The sequence below is a fragment of the Pseudomonas sp. MD195_PC81_125 genome (assembly GCF_014060985.1).
GTDB lineage: Bacteria > Pseudomonadota > Gammaproteobacteria > Pseudomonadales > Pseudomonadaceae > Aquipseudomonas > Aquipseudomonas parakoreensis.
In genome coordinates this window covers 17,748-40,511 of sequence record NZ_JABULD010000261.1, presented here as the reverse complement: position 1 = coordinate 40,511, position 22,764 = coordinate 17,748, and the positions used below count along the sequence as shown (strand labels likewise).

17 protein-coding genes and 5 pseudogenes are annotated in these 22,764 nt (G+C 60.7%); 10 read left to right on the top strand and 12 right to left on the bottom strand.

Annotated features, from left to right (window positions below; all coding sequences use genetic code 11):
- Nucleotides 1-7 precede the first annotated feature (7 nt).
- The 7 genes and pseudogenes from mltB (at nucleotide 8) to HT737_RS11535 (ending at nucleotide 6,479) form a co-directional block, all read left to right on the top strand.
- A pseudogene (mltB, locus tag HT737_RS11565) lies at nucleotides 8-1,017 on the top strand (lytic murein transglycosylase B).
- Nucleotides 1,017-2,028, top strand: a pseudogene (locus HT737_RS11560) (septal ring lytic transglycosylase RlpA family protein). The pseudogenes mltB and HT737_RS11560 overlap by 1 nt, the downstream one beginning before the upstream one ends.
- A 187-nt stretch (nucleotides 2,029-2,215) precedes the next feature.
- Nucleotides 2,216-3,373, top strand: coding sequence for a D-alanyl-D-alanine carboxypeptidase family protein (locus tag HT737_RS11555; RefSeq protein ID WP_003228546.1), 1,158 nt, complete (start codon nucleotides 2,216-2,218; stop codon nucleotides 3,371-3,373).
- Between the two features lie 85 nt (nucleotides 3,374-3,458).
- Complete coding sequence (locus tag HT737_RS11550) at nucleotides 3,459-3,734, top strand: DUF493 domain-containing protein (protein ID WP_027612895.1); 276 nt, start codon at nucleotides 3,459-3,461, stop codon at nucleotides 3,732-3,734.
- The gene (gene lipB / locus HT737_RS11545) at nucleotides 3,734-4,381 is read left to right on the top strand and encodes a lipoyl(octanoyl) transferase LipB (RefSeq protein WP_025108695.1); all 648 of its coding nucleotides are present in this window, start codon (nucleotides 3,734-3,736) and stop codon (nucleotides 4,379-4,381) included. Before HT737_RS11550 ends, lipB begins: the two co-directional genes overlap by 1 nt.
- Before the next feature lie 25 nt (nucleotides 4,382-4,406).
- The gene (lipA, locus tag HT737_RS11540; protein ID WP_162130488.1) at nucleotides 4,407-5,405 is read left to right on the top strand and encodes a lipoyl synthase; all 999 of its coding nucleotides are present in this window, start codon (nucleotides 4,407-4,409) and stop codon (nucleotides 5,403-5,405) included.
- Between the two features lie 127 nt (nucleotides 5,406-5,532).
- Nucleotides 5,533-6,479: pseudogene (locus HT737_RS11535) on the top strand (LD-carboxypeptidase).
- 105 nt (nucleotides 6,480-6,584) lie between these two features.
- Here HT737_RS11535 and HT737_RS11530 read toward each other — a convergent pair.
- The 5 genes and pseudogenes from HT737_RS11530 to leuS all read right to left on the bottom strand — a co-directional run bounded on the left by HT737_RS11530 (nucleotide 6,585) and on the right by leuS (nucleotide 12,692).
- On the bottom strand, nucleotides 6,585-7,907 hold the full coding sequence (locus HT737_RS11530) for a lytic murein transglycosylase (protein ID WP_095668222.1): 1,323 nt from the start codon (nucleotides 7,905-7,907) through the stop codon (nucleotides 6,585-6,587).
- 61 nt (nucleotides 7,908-7,968) lie between these two features.
- The gene (gene arfA, locus HT737_RS11525; RefSeq protein WP_064390740.1) at nucleotides 7,969-8,133 is read right to left on the bottom strand and encodes an alternative ribosome rescue factor ArfA; all 165 of its coding nucleotides are present in this window, start codon (nucleotides 8,131-8,133) and stop codon (nucleotides 7,969-7,971) included.
- Nucleotides 8,134-8,315: 182 nt separating this feature from the next.
- Nucleotides 8,316-9,353 carry a DNA polymerase III subunit delta gene (gene holA, locus HT737_RS11520; RefSeq protein ID WP_025108700.1) on the bottom strand — a complete coding sequence of 346 codons (1,038 nt, stop codon included), beginning with the start codon at nucleotides 9,351-9,353 and terminating at the stop codon, nucleotides 8,316-8,318.
- A gap of 39 nt (nucleotides 9,354-9,392) precedes the next feature.
- A complete protein-coding gene (gene lptE, locus HT737_RS11515) occupies nucleotides 9,393-9,998 on the bottom strand; it encodes an LPS assembly lipoprotein LptE (RefSeq protein WP_041065019.1) in 606 nt (201 codons plus the stop codon).
- Nucleotides 9,999-10,086: 88 nt separating this feature from the next.
- Nucleotides 10,087-12,692, bottom strand: a pseudogene (gene leuS / locus HT737_RS11510) (leucine--tRNA ligase).
- 311 nt (nucleotides 12,693-13,003) lie between these two features.
- Here leuS and HT737_RS11505 point away from each other — a divergent pair.
- Together HT737_RS11505 and HT737_RS11500 are read left to right on the top strand one after the other, a co-directional pair.
- Nucleotides 13,004-13,273 carry a hypothetical protein gene (locus HT737_RS11505; protein WP_182402606.1) on the top strand — a complete coding sequence of 90 codons (270 nt, stop codon included), beginning with the start codon at nucleotides 13,004-13,006 and terminating at the stop codon, nucleotides 13,271-13,273.
- Between the two features lie 105 nt (nucleotides 13,274-13,378).
- Nucleotides 13,379-14,140 (top strand): annotated as a pseudogene (locus HT737_RS11500) (YdcF family protein).
- Between the two features lie 174 nt (nucleotides 14,141-14,314).
- Here HT737_RS11500 and lnt read toward each other — a convergent pair.
- The 5 genes from lnt to miaB form a co-directional block, all read right to left on the bottom strand.
- A complete protein-coding gene (gene lnt / locus HT737_RS11495; protein ID WP_182402604.1) occupies nucleotides 14,315-15,838 on the bottom strand; it encodes an apolipoprotein N-acyltransferase in 1,524 nt (507 codons plus the stop codon).
- Between the two features lie 276 nt (nucleotides 15,839-16,114).
- Nucleotides 16,115-16,954, bottom strand: a complete 840-nt coding sequence (locus HT737_RS11490; protein WP_003228526.1) for an HlyC/CorC family transporter — start codon at nucleotides 16,952-16,954, stop codon at nucleotides 16,115-16,117.
- Nucleotides 16,955-16,959: 5 nt separating this feature from the next.
- A complete protein-coding gene (ybeY, locus tag HT737_RS11485) occupies nucleotides 16,960-17,454 on the bottom strand; it encodes an rRNA maturation RNase YbeY (RefSeq protein ID WP_182402590.1) in 495 nt (164 codons plus the stop codon).
- Nucleotides 17,447-18,445, bottom strand: coding sequence for a PhoH family protein (locus HT737_RS11480; RefSeq protein WP_097089326.1), 999 nt, complete (start codon nucleotides 18,443-18,445; stop codon nucleotides 17,447-17,449). The genes ybeY and HT737_RS11480 overlap by 8 nt, the downstream gene beginning before the upstream one ends.
- 284 nt (nucleotides 18,446-18,729) lie before the next feature.
- Nucleotides 18,730-20,058 carry a tRNA (N6-isopentenyl adenosine(37)-C2)-methylthiotransferase MiaB gene (gene miaB, locus HT737_RS11475; RefSeq protein ID WP_182402588.1) on the bottom strand — a complete coding sequence of 443 codons (1,329 nt, stop codon included), beginning with the start codon at nucleotides 20,056-20,058 and terminating at the stop codon, nucleotides 18,730-18,732.
- Nucleotides 20,059-20,191: 133 nt separating this feature from the next.
- On the opposite strand from miaB, the gene HT737_RS11470 reads away from it, so the two are divergent.
- On the top strand, nucleotides 20,192-20,521 hold the full coding sequence (locus HT737_RS11470) for a DUF1820 family protein (RefSeq protein WP_003185742.1): 330 nt from the start codon (nucleotides 20,192-20,194) through the stop codon (nucleotides 20,519-20,521).
- Nucleotides 20,522-20,687: 166 nt separating this feature from the next.
- On the opposite strand, the gene HT737_RS11465 is transcribed toward HT737_RS11470, so the two are convergent.
- Together HT737_RS11465 and hemL are read right to left on the bottom strand one after the other, a co-directional pair.
- Nucleotides 20,688-21,242, bottom strand: a complete 555-nt coding sequence (locus HT737_RS11465; RefSeq protein WP_047296791.1) for a tetratricopeptide repeat protein — start codon at nucleotides 21,240-21,242, stop codon at nucleotides 20,688-20,690.
- Between the two features lie 225 nt (nucleotides 21,243-21,467).
- Nucleotides 21,468-22,751: a glutamate-1-semialdehyde 2,1-aminomutase gene (hemL, locus tag HT737_RS11460; RefSeq protein ID WP_121187372.1), complete on the bottom strand. Its 1,284-nt coding sequence runs from the start codon at nucleotides 22,749-22,751 to the stop codon at nucleotides 21,468-21,470.
- Nucleotides 22,752-22,764: the final 13 nt, after the last annotated feature.

The following is a 22,764-nucleotide window of genomic DNA, read 5'->3' as shown; positions in this document are numbered from 1 at the left end:
GAGTTCAATGCAAGTCATGCGCAGCTGGGCGACTCGTTACGCGCCGTGGGTCGGCCTGGTCGGCATCCTTGGCAGCGCGCAGGAAGTGCTGGCCGGCGATTACGAAGGCTCGCCACAGGTGGCTGAATTCGTCGGCGAAATGACCCGCGATTACGGTTTTGCCGGCGAGCAACTGATGGCCGTGTTCCGCGAGGCCCAGCGCAAGCAGGCGATTCTCGACGCCATCTCCAAGCCCGCCGAGCGGGTCAAACAGTGGAAAGAATATCGCCCGATGTTCATCACCGACGCGCGCATCGCCCGTGGTGTGGACTTCTGGCGCCAGCACGAGGCCGTACTGGCCCGTGCCGAGCAGGAATACGGCGTACCGGCACAAGTCATCGTGTCGATCATCGGCGTCGAGACCTTTTTCGGACGCAATACCGGCAATTACCGGGTGATTGATGCATTGTCCACGCTCGGATTCGACTATCCTCCCCGTGCCGAATTTTTCCGCAAGGAATTGCGTGAGTTCCTGCTGCTGGCCCGTGAGGAACAGGTCGATCCATTGACCCTCAAGGCTCGTACGCCGGGGCGATGGGCTTGCCGCAATTCATGCCGAGCAGCTTTCGCGCCTATGCGGTGGATTTTGACGGTGACGGTCACATCAATATCTGGACCAATCCGGATGATGCGATCGGCAGCGTGGCCAGCTATTTCAAGCGTCACGGCTGGGTCGCCGGGGAACCGGTGGTGAGCCGCGCCGACGTGCGCGGCGAACAGGTCGACGAAGGTCTGACCACCGGCATCGAGCCGACGAAAACGGTTGGAGAGTTGCGGGCGCTGGGCTGGTCAAGTCATGATGCGCTGCGCGATGATATGCCGGTTACTGCATTTCGCCTCGAAGGCGACAACGGCCCTGAATACTGGATGGGCCTGAAGAATTTCTACGCGATCACGCGTTATAACCGCAGCGTGATGTACGCCATGGCCGTACATCAACTGTCTGAAGAGCTGGTAAAAGCACGGGGCGTCAAGTAATGCGGGCATTGCCTATCAATAAACCCCTGAAGCTGGTGGCATTCGCCGCGTTGGCGGTGCTGGTCGCCAGCTGTTCGACCAGCCGCGCGCCGACCCAGAAGACCCCGTCCACTGCGGTGCGTGCGCAGCCGGGGCTGGACATCAACCGCGCGCACAAAGATGGCGCGCCGTGGTGGGATGTCGATGTTTCGCGCATCCCCGACGCCACGCCGACCCTGCACACCGGTCCTTACAAGGCCAACCCGTACACCGTGCTGGGCAAGACCTATTTCCCGTTGCAGGAATCCAAGACCTACGTCGCCTCGGGCACCGCTTCCTGGTACGGCACCAAGTTCCACGGGCAGAACACCGCCAACGGCGAAGTGTATGACCTGTACGGCATGAGTGCCGCCCACAAGACTCTGCCACTGCCCAGTTACGTGCGTGTGACCAACCTGGACAACAACCGGAGCGTGATCCTGCGGGTCAACGATCGGGGGCCGTTCTATTCGGACCGGATCATCGATTTGTCCTACGCGGCCGCGAAGAAGCTCGGTTATGCCGAAATCGGCACCGCGCGAGTAAAGGTCGAAGGTATCGATCCGCAACAATGGTGGGCCGCCAAGGGCCGTCCGGCGCCGCTGATGCTCAACGAGCCGCAAGTCGCGCAGAATAACGCCCCGGTGATCACGGCGTCGGCCGGTACCATCGAGCAGTGGACCCCGCCGCCGCAGCAACATGCCTCTGACACTGTCCCTGTACAGATCAGCGCAAAAAAAAAACGCTTCTGCACCAGCGTCTGGCCAGTATCTGCAGGTGGGCGCGTTCGCCAACCCGGACGCTGCAGAACTCCTGAGGTCGAAGCTCAGCGGGATGGTGAGCGCTCCGGTGTTCATCAGCTCGATCGTGCGCAATCAGCAGACCCTGCACCGGGTACGCCTGGGGCCGATCGGTTCGCCGGGTGAAATCGCCCAGGTGCAGAACAGTGTACGCCTGGCCAATCTCGGCTCGCCGAGCGTGGTCACCGAGTAAGAAACGTAGCACTTGATTGACGGTTCACTTGCGGTTTTGGGGGGTGGACCAGGTTGTTGGCTCGTCGAAGAACAAAAGCCCGGCAAGGGTGACTGGAGTGAGCAACTGAACACGCGATGGCCCGTTAGAAGGCTGTCTGAATAGTTTTGCCTTCGGGCAAGTTTCCATTAGCGATTTCGAGAGACGGATGAACATCACCACCTTTGCCAAACGCCTGTGTCTGCTAGTCCCGCTGCTCCTCTCGCCAGCCGCCTTCGCGGCCGAGATGATGCCGTCGCCACCTCAACTGGCTGCAAAAGCCTACGTGCTCATGGACGCCAGCAGCGGCAACGTGCTGGTGGAGAACAACGGTGACCAGCGTCTGCCGCCAGCCAGCCTGACCAAACTGATGACCGCGTACATCGCTACGCTGGAAATCCGTCGCGGCCAGATCGGTGAAAACGACCCGGTGACCGTCAGCGAAAACGCCTGGCGTACCGGCGGTTCGCGGATGTTCATCAAGGTCGGCTCGCAGGTGACCGTCAGCGACCTGCTGCACGGCATCATCATTCAGTCCGGCAACGACGCCAGCGTGGCGCTGTCCGAGCACATCGCCGGCAGCGAAGACGCGTTCGCCGACCTGATGAACAAGACGGTCGCCGATCTGGGCATGACCAACTCGCACTTCATGAACCCGACCGGTCTGCCGAACCCTGAGCACTACTCGTCGGCTCACGACATGGCGATCCTGGCCCGTGCGATCATCCACGAAGACCCGGCTCACTACGCGATCTACTCGCAGAAAGAGTTCTTCTGGAACGGCATCAAGCAGCCTAACCGCAACCTGCTGCTGTGGCGCGACAAGACCGTTGACGGTCTGAAAACCGGTCACACCGACGAAGCCGGCTACTGCATGGTGTCCTCGGCTGTACGTGACGGCCAGCGTCTGATTGCTGTGGTGTTCGGCACCAACAGCGAAGTGGCCCGCGCCGCTGAAACCCAGAAGCTGCTGACCTACGGCTTCCGCTTCTTCGAAACCCAGACCTTCTACCAGAAGGGCACCGAACTGGCTCAGGCCCCGGTGTGGAAAGGCACCACCAGCCAGGTCAAGGCCGGCCTGGCTGAGGACCTGACCATGACCCTGCCAAAAGGCCAGCTGAAAAAACTCGCTGCCAGCATGACCATGAACCCGCAACTGACCGCGCCAATCGCCAAGGGCGACGTGATCGGTAAAGTCGAAGTGAAACTGGACGACAAGGTGGTGCACAGCGCCGACCTGATCGCTCTGGACGCTGTCGAGGAGGGTGGTATCTTCCGCCGCATGTGGGATAGCATCCGTCTATTCTTCTACGGCTTGTTCAACTGATTTGTGTTGACCTGCATGGCCCCGCCCCGTTCCGGTGCGGGGCCATGTGCGTTACCACGGCTTGCGCTCTAGAGGCCGTTACGCCATGACCGATACCGAAGTAAAGGCGCCAAAGATCGAATTTCCGCAAACTGATTATCCGATTAAGGTGATCAGCGATACGGGCGTCGGCAACAAAGACAAGATCATCGACATCGTCAAGAAACACGCGACCATCAATGATGAGCGCATCGACGAGCGTCAAAGCAGCAACGGCAAGTACACCACCATCCAGTTGCACATCGTCGCGACAGACCAGGATCAGCTGTACAACATCAACAGCGAACTGCGGGCTTCCGGTTTCGTGCACATGGTGTTGTGATGCCGGGCACGCTGGGCTTTCGCGAACTTGGCCAGATGGCTTACGAGCCGGTCTGGCATGCCATGCAACGCTTCACCAACGAACGCGGCAGCAATGCCGCCGACGAAATCTGGCTGGTCGAGCACCCTCCGGTGTTCACCCAGGGTCAGGCCGGCAAGGCCGAACACCTGCTGCTGCCGGGCGATATCCCGGTGGTACAGGTCGATCGCGGCGGGCAAGTGACTTATCATGGCCCGGGCCAGTTGGTTGCCTACCTGTTGCTGGATGTGCGCAAGCTGGGTTTCGGCGTACGTGATCTGGTCACGCGCATGGAACAGTGCCTGATCGAACTGCTGGCCAGCTACGGCGTCACTGCCGCCGCCAAGCCAGATGCTCCCGGCGTCTACGTCGACGGAGCGAAAATCGCTTCTCTGGGTTTGCGGATTCGCCACGGTTGCTCCTTTCATGGCCTGGCTCTGAACGTGGATATGAACCTGGAGCCGTTTCGACGGATTAATCCCTGCGGCTATGCCGGGCTGGCAATGACCCAGCTGAGCGACCACGCAGGATCGATTGAATTTGCCGAGGTAAGTGCCCGGCTGCGCGCGCAGCTCGTCAAACACCTCGACTATGCTGAGCAGACGACCCTGACGGGCGGAATCGACTGATATGACTACTGATGCAGTGCAAACCATGATCCCGACGCTCGACGTGACCGAGCGCCCGGCCCCGCGTCCCAAGGTTGAAGCCGGCGTCAAGCTGCGCGGCGCCGAGAAGGTTGCACGCATCCCGGTAAAGATCATTCCGACCACCGAACTGCCGAAGAAGCCCGACTGGATTCGCGTACGCATTCCGGTTTCGCCGGAAGTCGACCGGATCAAGAGCCTGCTGCGCAAACACAAATTGCACAGCGTCTGTGAAGAAGCGTCCTGCCCGAACCTGGGCGAGTGCTTCTCCGGCGGCACCGCGACCTTCATGATCATGGGTGACATCTGCACCCGTCGTTGCCCGTTCTGCGATGTTGGCCACGGTCGTCCGAAACCACTGGACGTCAACGAGCCGGAAAGCCTGGCCATCGCCATCGCCGATCTGAAACTCAAGTACGTGGTGATCACCTCGGTTGACCGCGACGACCTGCGTGACGGCGGTGCCCAGCACTTTGCCGACTGCATTCGCGAAATCCGCAAGCTGTCGCCGAATGTGCAACTGGAAACCCTGGTCCCGGACTACCGTGGCCGCATGGACATCGCCCTGGAAATCACTGCCGCCGAGCCGCCGGATGTGTTCAACCACAACCTGGAAACCGTGCCGCGCCTGTACAAGGCTGCGCGTCCGGGTTCGGACTACCAGTGGTCGTTGACTCTGCTGCAGCGTTTCAAGCAGATGATGCCGCACATTCCGACCAAATCCGGCCTGATGCTGGGTCTGGGCGAGACCGACGACGAAGTCATCGAAGTCATGAAGCGCATGCGTGAACACGACATCGACATGCTGACGCTGGGCCAGTACCTGCAACCGTCGCGCAGCCACTTGCCGGTGCAGCGTTTCGTGCACCCGGACACCTTCGCCTGGTTCGCCGAAGAAGGCTACAAGATGGGCTTCAAGAACGTCGCTTCCGGTCCGCTGGTACGTTCGTCGTACCACGCCGATGAGCAGGCGAAACTGGTCAAGGCCGAGCTGCTCGGTTCCTGATCCGGCGCTGAGCGCTTTGCGAAAATACCCGCCTCGGCGGGTATTTTTGTTTGCGCCTGCCGCGCACTCTTTTGTTTGTCTTTGTACCTGACTACTGTGTGTGCATGAGTTCACAGGGAGACCATGGATGACCGTTCGACCGACCCACAGCCTTTTTCCGCATAAACCCGTACCAGCGCTACCATCCGAAGGCTGATCGGCGTGATTGCCCCCGCCGGCCCCGGCGCGCTGGACACGCAAAAGGCTGTGCAGTGGATGCGCACCCGCGGTTATGCGCTGAAGGTATTCCCCGGTGTTTACGAGAAGGACGGCTACCTGGCCGGCAGCGATGACGTACGCCTCCATGACCTGCACGCGGCATTCGCCGACTCAGAAGTCGACGCGATCATCTGCCTGCGTGGCGGCTACGGTACGCCGCGCTTGCTGGACCGGATCGATTACGACCTGCTGAGTCGTCACGCCAAGCCGTTTGTCGGCTACAGCGACATCACCGCGCTGCATCTGGCAATCAGTCGCTACGCCGGGTTCGTGACCTTCCACGGCCCGCTGCTCAACGCCGATCTGTTGGGCGACAAGGAACCACCGACCGTCACCTCATTCTTCGCCATGCTGCGCGGTCAGTTGAAGGCGGGCAGTGTGCTGAGCCATCCAGTGGCTTATCCGTTGACCACGGTCGAACCGGGCATCGCTCACGGGCGCTTGCTCGGCGGCAATCTGGCGATGATTGCCTCGACGCTGGGGACGCCTTATGAAATCGACGTGGAAGGGGTGATTCTGCTGATCGAGGACGTCAACGAGCCGCTGTATCGCATCGACCGTTTGCTCACGCAGATGCGTCTGGCCGGCAAACTGGCCCGATTGCGCGGGGTGCTGGTCGGTGATGTGGCCGGGGTCGATATCGATGCGTTGAACCGTCTGCTCAAGCAGACGTTCGAGCCGTTGCGGATTCCGGTGCTGTCGGGGTGGCGCAGCGGGCATTGTGATCCGAACCTGACGCTGCCGATGGGGGCGCTGGTTCGCTTGGATGCAGGGAAGAAGGAGTTGATGCTGGAGCAGGATGTGGTCACCCGATAATGCTCGGGTGACGCAAAAAGATCGCAGCGTTCGGCAGCTCCTGTATGGGATTGATACATACCCTGTAGGAGCTGCGTCCGAAGGCTGCGATCTTTTGATTTTGCTTTATTGAGCGCGCAGGCTCTCAAGCAACTTATGCGTCGGGTACCCGTCCGCGGGCCAGCCAAACGCCTGCTGGGCACTGCGGATTGCCTTGCGCGTATTGGCGCCGATGATCCCGTCAGCCGTGCCTGCATCGTAATTGCGTGCGCTCAGCAGGGTCTGCAATTCGATACGCTCGGTACGGCTCAGTGGCAGATCATCTTTCGGCCACGTGCCGTTGATCAGGCCAGCGCCATTGAAGCGCTCGGACAACAGGCTCACCGCCAGTGCATAGGACGACGAGTTGTTGTATTTGAGGATCGCCCGGAAGTTGTCGAGGATCAGAAACGCCGGGCCACGATAACCGGCTGGTAGCAGCAGGGCGGCGGACAATTGTTCCGAGCCGGCCGGTGCCTGACTGCCATTGGGCAGGCTCACGCCCAGTTGACGCCATTCAGCGACAGTTTTGCGAATCGCGCCATCGGCCAGGGTGTAGTTGAAGCTGTTCGGCAATTGCACTTCGAAGCCCCACGGTTGACCACGCTGCCAGCCGGAGCTTTGCAGGTAGTGCGCGGTAGAGGCCAGAGCATCGGCCGGGCTGCCCCAGATGTCGCGGCGACCGTCACCGTCGAAATCCACCGCGTGGGTATTGTAGGTGGTCGGAATAAACTGGGTCTGGCCCATCGCACCGGCCCACGAGCCCAACATCTTCTCTGGGGTGATATCGCCCTGTTGCAGGATCTGCAGCGCCGCAATCAGTTGCGCATGGGCAAAGCCCGGACGACGACCTTCGTAGGCCAGGGTCGCCAGCGAGTTGATCACTGACTTGGTGCCCTGGAACTGGCCGAAATTGCTTTCCATGCCCCACACCGACACCAGTGCCTGGCGGTCGACGCCATATCGCTGTTCGATGCTTTGCAGGATGTCGGCGTACTGACTGATCAGCGCCTGGCCCTTGCGCACTCGCAGTGGCGAGAGGGCGCCGTCGAGGTATTCCCACACCGGACGTGAGAACTCCGGCTGGCTGCGGTCGGCCTTGATCACGCTGGCATCGAAGCTGACATTGGCAAACGCGCGATCGAACAGCTCGGCGCGGATCCCGGCCGCCAGGGCATCCTTGCGGAAACCGGCCTGCCATTCGGCAAAGGTCTGGGTGGGCTGAAGATCAAGAGGGTCGGCGGACGGCACTACCGGCGGGATGATTGCCGGGGCTGTTGCGACAGGGGCGGCTTGGAGAGGTTGCGCATCGGCGGCGGTAGGTTTTTCCGCGCAGGCGACAAGCAGAATGAAGCTGGAGGCAGCGATCAGTTGGCGAACGGGCCAACGACGGGAAAGACGAAAGGGCATGCACGGTTCCAGGGGATACGATTCAGGTACAGACCTTAACATGACCGGGGGGTACTGCGCTTCAGGCAGCCAGAAAGTAAGAAGCCTCCCAGCTGTCAGACTGGAAGGCTTCGCGGCGGTAGCTGCCTTTGCCCTTGGCCGGTCGTTCCTGGCGGCTGCGGAACAGGGGTTGGGCGACGATGGATTTGGCCTTGTTCGGGCCATGTTTTGATGGCTTTTTGCTCATGATGATTCTCTCGAGTGAGTGGTTTTGCGGGGGAAATAATCTGCCGATGTTGGACGCCTGTCCAGTCCCTGATAGGTAGGAATGTTCTGACGCTTTCGCGAGCAGACTCGCTCCCACATTTGGAATGCATTTCAATGTGGGAGCGAGCCTGCTCACGAAGGGGCGTTATGCGGTATGACGGATTATTCGGCGGGCAGCGAAAGGCGTTGGCCCGCCATCAACAACGCCAATCGGCTCAGGCTCATCCATGGCGAGCCGGCGGCCTGACCCTTGATCTGCGCATCGATGCGTTGGGCTTCAAGCAGCAACTGCGCCCAGCGTGGCGCCGAGTAGCGTTGCAGGGCTTTGCTCATCAGCGGTTTGCGTTTGTCCCAGACTGGCGGTTTCGCCTGACTGAAACACTTGTCCAGCGGTGTGCCCTGGCTGTACTGCAGCGAGATATTGGCCAGCAGGCGCAACTCCCGTGCCAGAGCCCAGAGAATCACCGGTGGCTCGACGCCTTCACCGCGCAGGCCTTCGAGCATGCGCAAGGCGTGGGCCGGTTCGCCGTTGAGTACGGCATCGGTCAGGCCGAACACGTCGAAGCGCGCACTGTCGGCCACCGCGGCCTGCACGGTTTCGACGGTGATCTGCCCACCTTCGGCCATCAGCTTGAGCTTTTCGATTTCCTGCGCGGCGGCGAGCAGGTTGCCCTCCACGCGTGCGGCAATCAGTTCGACCGCATCCTGACTGGCCGATAACCCGGCTTGGGAGAGGCGCTGGCGAATCCAGCTCGGCAGCTGATTGGCATCCACCGGCCAGATCTGAATGAACTGGGTCTGCTGACCTTCGACCAGCGCCTTGCCCCACTTGGTCTTCTGCGCACTGCCATCGAGCTTGGGCAAGCTGATCAACAGCACGGTGTCTTCGGCGGGGCGTGAGCAGTATTCGATCAGTGCGGCAGCGCCCTTGTCACCGGGCTTGCCCGAAGGCAGGCGCAGTTCCAGCAGGCGCTTTTCGGCGAACAACGACATGCTGGCGCCGGCCTGCAACAAGGTACCCCAATCGAAATTGGCGTCGGCGGCGAACACCTGGCGTTCGTCGAAACCTTGTTGGCGGGCAGCACTGCGGATGGCGTCGGCGGCTTCCTGACACAACAGCGGGTCATCGCCGCTGATGATATAGACGGGCGCGAGCGCGCCTTGTAGGTGTTTGCCGAGTTGAGCGGGAGCGAGCTTCATAAGAGAGGGCGAACGGGGCGCTTCAGCGCCCCGTACGTCTTACTGCTGCGGCAGTTCGAGCGGCGACTGACGCGGTGTTTCCGCTTCAGCCTTCTGTGCCGCCTTCAGTGCATCGGCTTCGGCCCGGGCACGGTCGTTGGCTGCTTGCTGCAATTGCTGCAGTTGGCCCGGCGTCAGCTGTTGCAGGCGCAGCATCATGCGCTGAACCAATTCGCGACGGGTTTCGCGACGGGCGTCGTTGGCTTCCTGATCGGAGCCGACGAGGTTGTTGCCGTCGTGAATGAACACTTTCTGCACTTCGAGCTTGTCGCTCAGCAGGTTCAGGTTATGTTCGCCAACGATGTCGTAGTTCAGCACGGTGCTGACCTGGTATTCGCCCGTACGGCCGGCCCCGGCGTAGCTGAGGATACGCTGGCTCTCCTGCTCGTCAGCCAGGTACAGCTTGTACGGTGCACCGTTGTAAACCTTGACGCCGCTGGACTCCAGCACCTGACGCAGTTGGGTGACGGTCTCGCCATAAGCGTTGCGGGCGCTCAGGTCGAGCTCCTTGATCGTCAGTTCATTGGTGCCGGTACCACGCAGCTGGAAACCGCAGGCGCTCAGCAGAACGGCGAGGCCCATCACCAGCAGATTGCGTTTGATCATTGTGTTGCTCCCCTTGAAACCATGTGGGCCGACCCTGCGGCCCGAAAGGTTTTACAGTGCGCCAGGCGAACCTGGCGCCCAATCCAATTTAGCTGGCGACGATGTTGACCAGTTTCCCTGGTACAACGATCACTTTGCGAATGGTCAGACCGTCGACGAAACGCAGCACGTTTTCGTTGGCGCGGGCAGCCGCTTCGACTTCTTCGCGGGTGGCGCTGGCCGGCATTTCGATCTGGCCACGCAGCTTGCCGTTCACTTGAATGACCAGTTGCAGGCTGTCCTGTACCAGTGCGTTTTCATCGACCGCAGGCCAGCCCGCATCGATCACCGGGTCAGCATGGCCCAGTTGCTTCCACAGCTCATGGCTAATGTGCGGCGTGATCGGAGCCAGCAGCAGCGTCACGGCTTCCAGGCCTTCGTGAATCAGCGCGCGGTCCTGTTCGGTGCCTTGCGCGGCTTTTTCCAGCACGTTCATCAGCGTCATCACCTGAGCGATGGCGGTGTTGAATTTGTGGTTCTGGCCGACGTCGTGACTGGCCTGCTTGATGGCCAGGTGAATGGCGCGGCGCACGGTTTTCTGCTCGTCGTTAAGAGCGGCGACATCCAGTTTCCCCGGCAGGCCCTGGGTGACGTGGGTCTGCGCCAGACGCCAGACGCGCTTGAGGAAACGGTGCGAGCTTCAACGCCGGAGTCCGACCATTCGGCGCTCATGTCAGGCGGCGAAGCGAACATCATGAACAGGCGGCAAGTGTCGGCGCCGAACTGATCGATCATCGACTGGGGGTCGACGCCGTTGTTCTTCGACTTGGCCATTTTCTCGGTGCCGCCGATTTCCACCGGCAAGCCGTCGGATTTCAGTTTGGCGCTGATGACCTTGGCTTTGCTGTCGCGCTCCAGTTCCACGTCCGCCGGGTTGAACCAGGTGTAGGCACCGTTGGCTTCGCGACGATAGTAAGTCTCGGCGATTACCATGCCCTGGGTCAGCAGGTTCTTGAACGGTTCGTTGGAGCTGACCAGACCTTCGTCACGCATCAGCTTGTGGAAGAAGCGCGCGTACAGCAGGTGGAGAATGGCGTGTTCGATACCGCCGATGTACTGATCCACCGGCAACCAGTGGTCGGCTGCGGATTTTTCTACCAGGCCACCTTCAAAGTGCGGCGAGGCGTAACGGGCGTAGTACCACGAGGACTCGACGAAGGTGTCCATGGTGTCGGTTTCACGCTTGGCAGGCTGGCCGCATTTCGGGCAGCTGCACTCGTAGAATTCCGGCATGCGCGCCAGTGGCGAACCGGCGCCGTCCGGCACCACGTCTTCCGGCAGGACCACCGGCAACTGGTCTTCCGGCACCGGCACGTCACCGCAGGTGGCGCAGTGGATGATCGGGATCGGGCAGCCCCAATAGCGCTGACGGCTGATGCCCCAGTCGCGCAGGCGGAACTGGGTGCGCGAGGCGCCGAGGTTTTTCTTGATCAGGGCGACTTCCATGGCGTCGAAGGCGCCGGTGAAGTCCAGGCCGTCGAACTCGCCGGAGTTGATCAGCGTGCCGTGCTCGCCGTAGGCGTCTTGCCACGGAGCTGGGTTGGTGTCGCCGGAGCTGGTGCGCACCACCGATTTGACCGGCAGGTTGTACTTGTGGGCGAATTCGAAATCGCGCTCGTCGTGCGCCGGCACCGCCATCACGGCGCCGTCGCCGTAATGCATCAACACGTAGTTGGCGACCCATACCGGGAGTTTTTCACCCGTCAGCGGGTGCTCGACGAACAGGCCGGTCGGCAGGCCTTTCTTCTCTTGAGTGGCGACGTCGGCTTCAGCGACGCTGCCGCCCTTGCATTCGGCGATGAACGCTTGCAGCTCAGGATTGTTCTGCGCGGCCTGGGTGGCCAGCGGGTGCTCGGCAGCCACTGCAACGTAAGTTGCGCCCATCAGGGTGTCCGGACGGGTAGTGAAGACCTTGAGGGTGCCTGCTTCGCCGATCGAGTCGACGTTGTAAGGGAACTGCACTTCCATGCCGCGGGATTTGCCGATCCAGTTGCGCTGCATGGTCTTGACCTGTTCCGGCCAGCCCGTCAGTTCGTCGAGGCTCTCCAGCAGCTCATCCGCGTAAGCGGTGATCTTGAAGTAGTACATCGGGATTTCGCGCTTCTCGATCAGCGCGCCGGAGCGCCAGCCCCGACCGTCGATCACCTGTTCGTTGGCCAGCACGGTCTGGTCGACCGGGTCCCAGTTCACGGTGCCGTTCTTGCGGTAGATCACGCCTTTTTCGAACAGGCGAGTGAACAGCCATTGTTCCCAGCGGTAGTAATCGGGCTTGCAGGTGGTCACTTCACGGGACCAGTCCACCGCCAGGCCCAGGCTGCGCAGCTGGGATTTCATGTAGGCGATGTTTTCGTAGGTCCACTTGGCGGGCGCCACGTTGTTCTTCATCGCGGCGTTTTCCGCCGGCATGCCGAAGGCGTCCCAACCCATCGGTTGCAGAACATTCTTGCCTTGCATGCGCTGGTAGCGGGAGATCACGTCGCCGATGGTGTAGTTGCGCACGTGCCCCATGTGTAGCTTGCCGCTGGGGTAAGGGAACATCGACAGGCAGTAGTAGGTTTCCTTGCCTGGCTGTTCACTGACTTCAAAGGACTTTTGCTCGTCCCAGAACGACTGGGCGGCGGCTTCGATTTCACGGGGCTGATATTGTTCGTGCATGGCTACTTTTGTACTGGATAGGGGTGGCCTAATCCTCTTCAACGCGCCCTCCGGGGGATGCTCCGGACAGGCTGGAAGTGGAATGACAGGAAGCGCCGTAGCATACATGACCGCGCTTGGCCTAGGGAAACCCTGATTACAGCTGTCTGGCCCCCGAAAACCGTGGCGAGGGCCGTTGGTCGCGGCGTTCAGCCGGTTTGTGCAGCGAAGCTAAGCTCTTATTGGGGAGTGAGTCTTATCTTCAATGAGGTGAGGGATGGTGGAGCAACGGCAAAAAAAACGTGACGAAACCCGAGTTGTACGAACGGTTGATGGATCGTCTGGGCATGGCGCTCGACGCTGCCAAAACCGCTGGCCGGCTGCGCGACGAGCGCCCCGTGGAACTGGAATTGCGTGGCTTGAGCCCCGCCGAGTTCAAACTGGTCAAGGCCTATCTGGATCGCAGTGAGCGTGAAGCGCATGGATACCTGTCGCAGGCAGTGAAACAGCTCGATACAGCACATTCAGCCAAGGTCATCTGGCTCAAGGACAAGGCGCCCGGCAGAGACACCGTCAAGGTTCGTTCTGTACAGGCCAAGTAAACGCATGGCAGGTCAGATAACGGATCTTTTCCAACAGGATCCTGCCTGTCGGTTGTAACGCATCATTAACACTCTTAGGCTTCGGGCATCTCTGGAGATGCCCCGATGCCTTTTCGTTACTTCATCAAACAACTTTTTGTTGCCGCCCGGCATTCTTTTGCTGCTGTTGCTGGTCGCCTGGTGCTGCGCCGCTCCCGGCCGCGACTGGCCGGCTTGTGTTTTGCCATTGGGCTGGGTGGTTTCTGGCTGATGAGCCTGCCGGTGGTCGTGCAGTGGGGCGCCAAGGCACTGGAACGTGAGCCGCCGCTGCCCCGTGATGCCTGGTCAATCCTGGCGCAGCGGGCCGATGCCATTGTGGTGCTGGGCTCCGGGCGCGAGCGCGGTGATCTGGCCTGGGGTGAGGATCAGCCGACTGGCGTTGGGCTGGAGCGTCAGCGCTATGCGGCGCGACTGGCCAAGGCCTCCGGGCTGCCGATTCTGACCAGCGGTGGCCTGCATTACGGCACGCCGCCGACCGAGGCGAAGTTAATGGCCGATTCGCTGCGCGATGACTTTGGCGTGACCACGCGCTGGCAGGAAGGCGAGAGTCGCACAACCTGGGAAAATGCCAAATTCAGCGCCGACATCTTGTTGCCTCAAGGCATAAAACGCGTGGTCGTGGTCACCCAGGCCTGGCATATGCCGCGTGCCGTGTGGTGTTTTCAGCAGGCAGGATTTGAAGTGGTGCCGGCGCCCGTAGGGTTTCTCGGGACCGATAATGCGCGACCGTTTGGTGGCTGGCTGCCGGAGTTCAAATCGATCTGGCAGAGCGGGCAGTTGCTGAATGAGGCGGTAGGGCAGGTGGGGTATTCGTTGTTTTACCGCTAAATCACTCAGTGGCAGTGAGGCCTTTTGTGGCGAGGGAGCTTGCTCCCGCTGGCCTGCGCAGCAGGCCTGATCCAGGTAAACGCACTGTCTTAGACAGATCGCGGGCGCTGGATTTACGACTGCTTCGCAGCCGAGCGGGAGCAAGCTCCCTCGCCACAGGTCAGTGACCTGCTTTTAAAGGGTTTTCGACATCCGGCTCGCCATCAGCGCCCAGCCAAACAGCAGCACACAAATGATGATCAGCGGCCACGAGCGCCATTGCAGGTACGGCGTCAGGTTGTGCATCGGCACCACTTCGCCATACAGAATGCCCTGCTCGAACTGCGGAATCTGCTCGGTGATCTGCCCGAACGGGTTGATCAGCCCGGTCACGCCATTGTTGGTGGCGCGGATCATCCAGCGGCCGGCCTCAAGTGCGCGCATCTGCGCCATTTGCAGGTGCTGCAACGGGCCAATCGAGGTGCCGAACCAGGTGTCGTTGCTGATCGTCAGCAGCAGATCGCTGCGTGCCGACAGACCTGCCGCGAACTCCGGGTACACCACTTCGTAGCAGATGAACGGCGCGATCTGATAACCCTTGGCCTGCAACAACGGCTGATCCGCCGGACCGCGAGCGAAGTCGGACATTGGCAAGTCAAAGAACGCGATCAACCCGCGCAGCAGATCCTGCAACGGTACGTATTCGCCGAACGGCACCAGTTTCTGCTTGAGGTAGGTGCCATCGCCTTCGCCGACCACGGTAATGCCGTTGAAGAAGCGTTTTTCGTGACGAACCGTTTCGCGGATCGGCACGCCGGTGATCAGCGCCGATTTACGCTCGGCGGCGAAGTTACCCATCATGTTCAGGTAGCCCTCGGCGGACTCCTTCAGCACCGGCACCGCGGTTTCCGGCCAGATCAGCAGGTCCACCGGTTTGGAGCGGAAACTCAGGTCGCGGTACAGCGCCAGTTGCGCATTGAGCTGCGCCGGGTCCCACTTCATGCTTTGTTCGACGTTGCCCTGAATCGCGGCAACGCTCAGGGCCGGACCGGACGGACTGGTCCAGGCGTGGCCCTTGAGCGCAATGCCCGCCACCCATGGCCCGACCAGCAACACCAGGCCAGCCGCGATAAAGCCCTTGCGACCGGATTGCAACAAGCGGGGCGCGTTGCAGATCAGCGCTGCAGTCAGCGCCAGAACGAACGATACCAGCCACATGCCGCCGACCGGCGCGAGCCCGGCCAACGGGCCGTCGAGCTGACTGTAGCCGGAGTAGAGCCACGGGAAACCGGTGAGGAACCAGCCGCGAAACGCTTCCTGGCCGACCCACAGTGCGGCAAACGCCAGCGCATCGGCCAGCGGTGCTTCATTGCGGCGCAACCAGCGCGCCCAGACCCAGGCGGGCAGGGCGAAGAAAAACGCGATCGCTGCGGTGAACAGCAGCATCAGGAACCCGGCCAGCAACACCGATGCACCACCGAAATGGTGGATGCTGTAGTAGATCCAGCTGGTGCCGGCACCGAACAGTCCGAAACCGAAGCACCAGCCACGGCCCAGCGCCTGACGCGGTTTCAGCTCACGCAGGCCGGCGTAGAACAGGCCGACCGCGAGCAAAGCCAGTGGCCAGATGTTGAACGGGGCCAGGGCGAAGGTGGTGATTGCACCGGCCGCCACGGCCAGCAGGTTACCGGGCCAGCCGGGGCGGGTTGTCCAGCGCAGGGGGTATGTCATCAGCTATTTCCTGTATCGCGCCGGGTCTGCTGTTACGCAGGGCAAGGCGCGAGGAGTGAAGTTTGGTTTTTCAAATGAACGACGAGCAACGCAGCCCTGCGTAACAGCAGGCCCGGCCCTCCGGGTTACGCCTGAAAGCGGGCCATGCTGCGTTGCAGTCCTTGGAAAGGGAATGCCATTCCCTGCGGACTGCGCCTTGCCTGGCCCGCTTTCAGGCGCAACGCGATACAGGAAATAGCTGATGACATACCCCAATCCTTAGATTTAACGAGCGATTGGCGTCAGTCGCAGCAAATGAATCCGACGGCTGTCGGCATTCAGGATGCGGAAACGATAGGCGCCGATTTCAGTGATTTCGTTACGTTTTGGCAAGTGCCCGAACGCGCTCATCACCAGACCGCCGACCGTGTCGAACTCGTCGTCGGAGAATTCGCTGTCGAAAAACTCGTTGAAGTTCTCGATCGGCGTCAGGGCCTTGATCAGGAAGTCACCGCTGGGCAGCGGCTTGATGTAGCTGTCTTCTTCGACGTCGTGCTCGTCTTCGATGTCGCCGACGATCTGCTCCAGCACGTCTTCGATCGTGACCAGACCAGCCACGCCGCCGTATTCGTCAATGACGATAGCCATGTGGTTGTGATTGGCGCGGAATTCACGCAGCAACACGTTCAGACGCTTGGACTCCGGCACGAAGGTGGCCGGGCGCAGCAGGTCCTTGATGTTGAAGCTGTCGCCGTTCTCCTTGAGGATCAGCGGCAGCAGGTCCTTGGCCAGCAGCACGCCCATCACGTCGTCATGGCTTTCGCCGATGACCGGATAGCGCGAGTGCGCCGAGTCGAGCACGGCGGGCAGGAATTCACGAGGGGTCTGGGTCGCCTTGATGCTGATCATCTGCGAGCGCGGGACCATGATGTCGCGTACTTGCAGGTCAGCCACCTGAATGGCGCCTTCGACGATGGCCAGCGCTTCGCTGTCCAGCAGTTTGTTCTGATGTGCATCACGCAGCAGCTCAAGCAGCTCCTGACGGTTCTTCGGCTCGTGGGCAAAAGCCTGGGTCAGTTTACCCAGCCATGACTTCTGCCCGTTGCTCGATCGATCTTCGCTCATAGCGATTACTCTGAATCCTTTGTTGTAACGATAGGGGATGTTTCGGTTTCGTCGTCCGCGTACGGATCGGGATAGCCCAGTTCGGCAAGCAACTCGCGTTCCAGTGCTTCCATTTCTTCGGCTTCGTCGTCATCTATATGGTCGTAACCGAGCAGATGCAAGCAGCCGTGAATGACTAGATGTGCCCAATGGGCCTTGAGTTCCTTGCCTTGTTCGGCAGCTTCGCGTTCGACCACCGCCACGCAGATCACCAGATCGCCGAGCAGCGGGATGTCGAGGAATTCGTCCGGGACTTCCGCCGGGAACGACAGGACGTTGGTTGCGTAATCCTTGTGGCGCCAGGTGTGATTGAGTTCGCGGCCTTCTTCCTCGTCGACCAGGCGAATGGTCATTTCCGAGTCGGCGCTGCGCTGGCGCAGGGCCAGTTCGCACCATTGGCGGAACTCGGTTTCACTCGGGGCGTTCGCTTCGGTAGCGATTTGCAGATCCAGCTCAAGCATCGCGCGAGGTTTCCCTGGCGGCTTCGGCACGGGTCTCGAAGCGTTCGTAGGCCTCGACGATCCGCTGCACCAACGGGTGGCGCACGACGTCTTTGGGCTGGAAGTGGGTGAAGCTGATGCCCGGAACATCCTTGAGTACTTCGATCACATGATGCAGGCCGGACTTGGTGCCGCGCGGCAGGTCGACCTGGGTGATGTCACCGGTGATCACGGCGGTGGAGCCAAAGCCGATCCGGGTCAGGAACATTTTCATCTGCTCGACGGTGGTGTTCTGGCTTTCGTCGAGAATGATGAAGCTGTTGTTCAACGTACGACCGCGCATGTACGCCAGTGGCGCGACTTCGATCACCTGACGCTCGATCAGCTTGGCCACGTATTCGAAGCCGAGCATCTCGTAGAGTGCGTCATAGAGCGGGCGCAGGTACGGGTCGATCTTCTGCGCCAGGTCGCCGGGCAGGAAGCCGAGCTTTTCACCGGCTTCAACCGCCGGACGCACCAGCAGAATGCGGCGGATCTGCTCGCGTTCCAGGGCATCGACTGCGCAGGCCACCGCCAGATAGGTCTTGCCGGTACCGGCCGGGCCGATGCCGAAGTTGATGTCGTTGCCGAGGATTTCCTTCACGTAGCGCAGCTGATTCAAGCCACGGGGGCGAATCATGCCTTTCTTGGTGCGCAGGGCGACGGAAGCTTCAGCGGGAGCGTGATTGTCCAGTTCGACGACGGCCGATTCCTGGAGAAACAGGTGCACCATGTCCGGTGACAGCTCGGTACCCTTGGTTTCGCGGTACAGGCGGCGCAGCAGGTTTTCCGCAGACGTGGTGTGCTTGGGGTCGCCGATCAGTTCGAACTGGTTTCCGCGATTGCGGATCTCGATGGCCAGGCGCTGTTCGATCAAGCGCAGATGCTCGTCGAACTGCCCGCACAGATTGGCGAAGCGGCGAGCCTCAAAGGGCTCGAGGATAAAACGATGTGGTTCTATGGGTGCGTTCAAGGTCGTATTTAGCCGCCCTGGGGCAATTAAGATGAAATCAAGGATAACGCCAGTGGCGTGGGTGCGAAAGCTCTTAAATATCGATGCGAGTTTGGAGCGCCTTTCTGTGGCGGGTGGAGTTATCTGTGGCGAGGGGATTCATCCCCGATGGGCCGCGGAGCGGCCCCAAAACCAGAGCTCTTGGTATGGCAGATTCACCGCAACTTCAGCGTTGGGTCGGCTGCGCCAACCATCGGGGATAAATCCCCTCACCACAACAGTCCTACTACAGAAAGCGCGCGATGTTATTGGACCAGCGAGCCGCGCAGCGAATGCGGTTGCGCCGCGTCGATGTGCACGTTGGCGAACTGGCCGATCAGGGTCGGATTATCGCAGCGGAAGTTGACGATACGATTATTCTCGGTGCGCCCTTGCAGCTCGCCCGGGTCTTTCTTCGAATAGTCAGTAACCAGAATGCGCTGGATCGAACCGACCATTTGTCGGCTGATCTCGAACCCTTGCTGATTCAAACGATGCTGCAAGGCATTCAAGCGTTCTTTCTTCAGTTCTTCCGGGGTGTCATCGGCCAGATCGGCCGCCGGCGTGCCCGGACGCTGGCTGTAGACGAACGAATAGGAGAAGTCGAAGCCGACATCGGCAATCAGCTTCATGGTCTGTTCGAAGTCTTTCTCGGTCTCGCCCGGGAAGCCGACGATGAAATCCGAACTGATGCAGATGCCCGGCACGGCGGCGCGCAGTTTGCGCAGTTTGGATTTGTATTCCAGCGCGGTGTGGTTGCGCTTCATTGCCGCGAGGATCCGGTCGGAACCCGACTGCACCGGCAAGTGCAGGTGTTTGACCAGTTCCGGCACTTCGGCGTGGGCCTGAATCAGGCTGTCGGAGAACTCCAGCGGGTGCGAAGTGGTGTAGCGAATGCGGTCGATGCCATCGACGGCGGCAACCACGCGGATCAGTTCGGCCAGATCGGCCAGACGCCCATCATGGGTCAGGCCGCGATAGCCGTTGACGTTCTGCCCCAACAGGGTCACTTCACGCACGCCATTTTCGGCGAGGTGGATGATCTCGGCGATCACGTCATCGAACGGCCGGCTGACTTCTTCACCACGGGTGTAAGGCACCACGCAGAACGTGCAGTATTTGCTGCAGCCTTCCATCACCGACACGTAGGCGCTCGGGCCATCGATGCGCGGCTCGGGCAAGTGGTCGAATTTCTCGATTTCCGGAAACGAGACGTCGACTTGCGGCAGCTTGCTGCTGCGCGCGGCGTCGATCATTTCCGGCAGACGGTGCAAGGTCTGCGGGCCAAAGACCACGTCGACGTACGGGGCGCGATCACGGATCGCCGCACCTTCCTGGCTGGCCACGCAACCACCGACGGCGATCACCATGTCCGGGTTGGCCAGTTTCAGTTCGCGCCAGCGGCCGAGCTGCGAGTACACCCGATCCTGGGCGCGCTCGCGGATCGAGCAGGTGTTGAGCAGAATCACGTCGGCATCTTCAGCGCGCGCGGTGACTTCCAGGGCCTGGTGTTCGCCCAGCAGATCAACCATGCGCGAGCTGTCGTACTCGTTCATCTGGCAACCGTGGGTTTCGATGTAAAGCTTCTTGGCCATGGAGTAGGGTCGTCACGTGATTCAAAGAACCCGGCATTATAGGGAACAAGCCCTCAGGTTCCTACCGCTGCGCGTCCGGTGGCTATGCTATAGTTTGCGCCCTCATTTTTATCCCCGATGTTATCCCCCCGCCATGACCAAACGCGAAGCTCCAATCTATAAGGTGATTTTCCTCAACCAGGGCCAGGTGTTCGAAATGTACGCCAAACAGATCTATCAAAGTGATCTGTGGGGTTTTCTGGAAGTGGAAGAGTTCGTCTTTGGCGAGCGCACGCAAGTGGTGGTCGATCCGAGCGAAGAGAAGCTCAAGGCGCAGTTCGAAGGCGTGGTGCGCAGCTTTGTGCCGATGCATTCGATCGTGCGCATCGACGAGGTGGAACGTCTGGGCACCCCGAAAATCAGCGAAGCCCGCGGTGCGGTCGGCAATGTGATGCCGTTTCCGATGCCGATGCCTGAGAAGTAAGCCCGGATCTGGATTTGAAATGATTTGTGGCGAGGGGATTTATCCCCGATCGACTGCGAAGCAGTCGCAAGTCCATTCAGCAAGGTATGTCAGAAGGAACTTGATTGCAGGGTTTTGGGGCTGCTACGCAACCCATCGGGGATAAATCCCCTCGCCACAAAAGGTCTTATGGCAATGGCGAAAACGGCGTGCGCCCATCGGCGTTCTGCAGTTCCATCAGGTATTTACGGAAAATTTGCCCCAGCACCTGGGTCGCGGTTTCGAGGTCTTCGCGGGACATTTTTTCGGAGACTTCGTCGGCGGTGTCCAGCGCATCTTCAGCGCCGTTGACCGCGGCCATCTTCAGTACGATGTACGCCTGAATGTTATTGGCCTGCACGCCTTCGCCGTGGAAAAACATGGTGCCGAGCTTGAACTGCGCCTGAGCGTGGCCTTGCAACGAGGCCTTTTCGAAATAGCTCAGGGCTTGATTGAGATCGCGTGGCGCATTCTTGCCGTCGTAGTAGAACTCACCCAACTCGTATTGCGCTTGTGCATCCCCTTCGTCCGCCGCTTTCTGGCAGGCGGCCAGTGCCTGCGTGACGTCTTGCGGCTGGGTATTGAGGGTGCAACGACCCATCGCCGGGATCAACAACGAGTTGCCGCCTGCTTGTGCATGCGCGAGCAGGGGCTGAAGGAGCAACAGGCAGCCCAAGGCAAGGGTGCGGCCGGTGCGGTTCATGGGAATCGACTTACCTCTGAAGGGCACGCGGACCCATCGAGGGATCCAATAAGCGCGCATTATGAAATAAGCAGGGCCAACCTTACAAAGTCTTTACTCGTTTTTCTGCTGCGCGGGGAATATATCGGCCACTTTCTTGCCGATTTTTAGCAGAGGCGTGGGAAAAACGGCTTGGGTGTAGGTAAAAGCTGACGCTGGCGATGGCCAACGTCAGCGGCACGGCGATTACTTCAGTGCGGCGAAGGCGCGCTCGGCTGCGTCCAGAGTGATTTTCAGCTCGGCTTCGCCGTGGGCGATCGAGGTGAAACCGGCTTCGAAGGCGCTCGGTGCGAGGTACACGCCGCCTTCCAGCATCAGGTGGAAGAAGCGACCGAACAATGCCGCGTCGCTGGCCATCACGTCTTCAAAAGTGACGATGTCGTCGGCACCGCTGAAGTACAGGCCGAACATGCCACCCGCTTGCGTGGTGACGAACGGAATGCCCGCCGCATCGGCGCGTTGTTGCAGGCCATCGAGCAGGCGCGTGGTGTAATCGGTCAGCTCGGCGTGGAAGCCCGGACGGCTGATCAGCCGCAGGGTGGTCAAACCGGCGGCCATTGCCAGCGGGTTGCCCGACAGGGTGCCGGCCTGATAAACCGGGCCCAGCGGGGCAATGCGCTGCATGATTTCGCGCTTGCCGCCGAAGCAGCCGACCGGCATGCCGCCACCGATGATCTTGCCGAACGTGGTCAGATCCGGGGTTACGCCGTAGTACGCCTGAGCGCCACCGAGGGCCACCCGGAAACCGGTCATCACCTCGTCGAAAATCAGTACCACGCCATGCTTGTCGCACAGCGCACGCAGGCCTTCGAGGAAACCCGGCGCCGGCGGCACGCAATTCATATTGCCCGCCACTGGCTCGACGATGATGCACGCCACGTCCTGACCGACTTCGGCGAGCATCTTCTCAACCGCGTCGATGTCGTTGAACGGCAGGGTCAAGGTGTGTTTTGCAAACGCTGCCGGTACACCGGCGGAGCTCGGCACGCCTTGAGTCAGTGCGCCGGAACCGGCCTTGACCAGCAGGCTGTCGGAGTGACCGTGGTAGCAGCCTTCGAACTTGATGATGCTGTCACGACCGGTGTAACCACGGGCCAGACGGATTGCGCTCATGGTCGCTTCGGTGCCGGAGCTGACCATGCGCACCATGTCCATCGACGGCACCAGCGAGCAGACCAGGTCGGCCATTTCGGTTTCCATCGCGGTCGGCGCGCCGTAGGACAGGCCGTGCTGCAGTTGATTGCGCACCGCGTCGAGCACGTCCGGGTGGCTGTGGCCAAGGATCATCGGACCCCACGAACCGACGTAATCCACATAACGCTTGTCGTCTTCGTCAGTGACGTAGGCGCCTTCGGCGTGCTTGAAGAACAGCGGTGTGCCGCCCACGCTCTTGAACGCGCGCACCGGCGAGTTCACACCACCGGGAATGTGTTTCTGGGCATTGGCAAACAGGGTTTCGGAACGAGACATGTTCGGGCTCTCA